The organism is Streptomyces sp. WAC04114 (assembly GCF_019733245.1).
GTDB classification, from domain to species: domain Bacteria; phylum Actinomycetota; class Actinomycetes; order Streptomycetales; family Streptomycetaceae; genus Streptomyces; species Streptomyces massasporeus_A.
The window spans coordinates 1-2,611 of sequence record NZ_JAIGQA010000337.1 but is presented as its reverse complement, the minus strand read 5'-3'; the positions used below and the strand labels follow the sequence as shown (position 1 = coordinate 2,611).

Here is a 2,611-nt window from a genome sequence, read left to right as displayed (position 1 = left end):
CCATCCGACACCGGCACCGCCCCCTCCCGGCCCGCCGGTGACCACTCCGAGGCCGCGTTCCCGGCCCGGGGACTGGTGATGCTGGGAGAGCCGCAGGTCGGGGCCTACGCGCTGGCCGCCCGGCGGCGTCTGGAGCTGCTGTCCGAGGCCAGTACCCGCATCGGCACCACCCTGGACGTGCGCCGCACCGCCGAGGAACTGGCCGAGACCGCGATCCCCGGGCTGGCCGACTTCGTCACCATCGACCTGCCCGACGCCGTGCTGCGCGGCGAGGAGTCCGCCGACCCTCTCGCCGACCTGCGCCGCACAGTCGTCCACGGTGTTCGCGAGGGCCTGCCCTTCACGCCTCCCGGCGAGCGCATCGACTTCGGCCCGACCACGCCGCAGCTGCGCTGCCTCAGCAGTGGCGAAGCCGTGCTGGAGCCGGACCTGAAGGCCGCCGCGGGCTGGCTGGCCCAGGACCCTCAGCACACCGAGCGCCTGCTGGCCCACGTCCACTCCCTCATCGCGGTGCCGCTGGTCGCCCGCGGTGTCGTCCTGGGCGTCGCCGGCTTCTACCGCGCCGGGAGCTCCTTCGGGGACGACGACCGCTCCCTGGCCCAGGAACTCGCCTCCCGGGCCGCCCTGTCCATCGACAACGCCCGGCGCTACACCCATGAGCGCACCATGGTCCTGGCCCTCCAGCGCAGGCTCCTCCCGCACGGCCTGCCCGACCAGGACGCCGTCGAAGTGGCCCATCGCTACCTGCCCGCCGAATCCGACGTGGGCGGCGACTGGTACGACGTCATCCCCCTCTCCGGTGCCCGCGTCGGCCTCCTCGTCGGCGACGTCGTGGGCCACGGCATGCTCTCCGCGGCCACCATGGGCCGGCTGCGCACCGCCGCGCGCAGTTTCGCCGAGCTCGACTTCCCGCCGGACGAGGTCCTCACCCACCTGGACAACCTCGTCGGCCGCCTGGATCGTGAGGACCGCGACGGTCAGGGCGTCGGCGTCATCGGCGCGACCTGCCTCTACGCCGTCTACGACCCGACCGCGCAGCGGTGTCTGATGGCCCGCGCCGGACACCCGCCGCCCGCCCTCGTCCACCCCGACGGCACCGTGACCTACCCCGACCTGCCCGCCGGGCCCCCGCTCGGCCTCGGCGGCCTGCCCTTCGACGCCGTCGAGGTGGACCTGCCCGCGGGCAGTCAGCTGGTCCTGTACACCGACGGGCTCATCGAGGACCGGCACCGCGACGTCGACCTGGTCCTGGAGCAGTTGTGTGAGGCCCTGGCCCATCCCGAGCGGGCCCCGGAGGACACCTGCCAGGCGATCCTGGACACCGTTGCACCCGCCCACCCCCACGACGACATCGCGCTGCTCGTCGCCCGTGTGCACGCCCTGGACCCCGAACGCATCGCGACCTGGGAGCTGTCCGCCGACCCGGCCCTCGTCGGAGAGGTCCGGGCGGCCGCCATGCGGTGGCTGTCCGACCGGGGGCTCGACGAGGCCGCGTTCGCCGCCGAGCTGATCCTCAGCGAGCTGATCACCAACGCCATCCGGCACGGCGCCGAACCCATCCGGGTGCGGCTGCTCTACCGCCGGACGCTGATCTGCGAGGTCTCCGACTCCAGCAACACCGCGCCGCACCTGCGCCGGGCCGCCAGTACGGACGAGGGTGGACGCGGTCTGTTCCTGGTGGCGCAGCTCTCGCAGAGCTGGGGCACGCGCTACCTGCCCGAGGGCAAGGTCATCTGGGCCGAGTGCGGGCTCGACGCGGCGTGACGCGGCCACCGGCCCGGACGGCGGCGGGCCGAAAGATGCCCTAAATGCTGTAATTTGATCGGGTGCGTGACGCTCCCGACACACCCCCGAAGGCGGCTTCGTCCTTCGGGCCGGAACCCCTCGTCCGGATCCGCGGACTCGGCAAGCGGTTCGGCGGCACCGTCGCGCTGGCCGGAGTCGACCTCGACGTCCGCCCCGGCAGCGTCCTCGCCCTGCTCGGTCCCAACGGCGCCGGGAAGTCCACGCTCATCAAGATCCTGGCCGGGGTCCACCGCGCCGACGCGGGGCAGGTCACCGTCGCCGGGGAACCCCTCGGCAGCCCCACCGCCACCCGGAGCATGTCGTTCATCCACCAGGACCTCGGTCTCGTGGAGTGGATGACCGTCGCCGAGAACATCGCCCTGACCACCGGGTACGGGCGCCGGACCGGGCTGATCTCCTGGCGGCGCACCCGCGCGCGCTGCGTCCAGGCGCTGGGGATCGTCGCCGCCCACCTCGATCCGGACGCGCCGGTCTCGGACCTGCCGCCGGCCGACCGCTCGCTGGTCGCGATCGCCCGGGCCCTGGCGGCCCGCGCGCGGCTCATCGTCCTCGACGAGCCGACCGCCCGCCTGCCCGCCGCGGACTGCACCCGGCTCTTCCGCGTCCTGCACGATCTGCGCGACCGCGGACACGCGATCCTCTACGTCAGCCACCGCCTGGACGAGGTGTACCGGGTCGCCGACACCTTCGTCGTCCTGCGGGACGGCCGCGTCGTCAGCCACGGCCGCCTCGCAGGCCACAGCCCCGAGCGCCTGGTCCGCGACATCGTCGGCGAGGTCGACGAGCCGGCCCCCCACCGCCCCAC

2 protein-coding genes are annotated in these 2,611 nt (G+C 74.0%); both read left to right on the top strand.

What is annotated here, in order from left to right; genetic code table 11:
• Window positions 1-1,764: SpoIIE family protein phosphatase (locus tag K4G64_RS38930; RefSeq protein ID WP_260461570.1), on the top strand; the 1,764-nt coding region annotated here is incomplete at its 5' end.
• Window positions 1,765-1,826: 62 nt separating this feature from the next.
• Window positions 1,827-2,611: ATP-binding cassette domain-containing protein (locus K4G64_RS38925; protein WP_221760568.1), on the top strand; the 785-nt coding region annotated here is incomplete at its 3' end.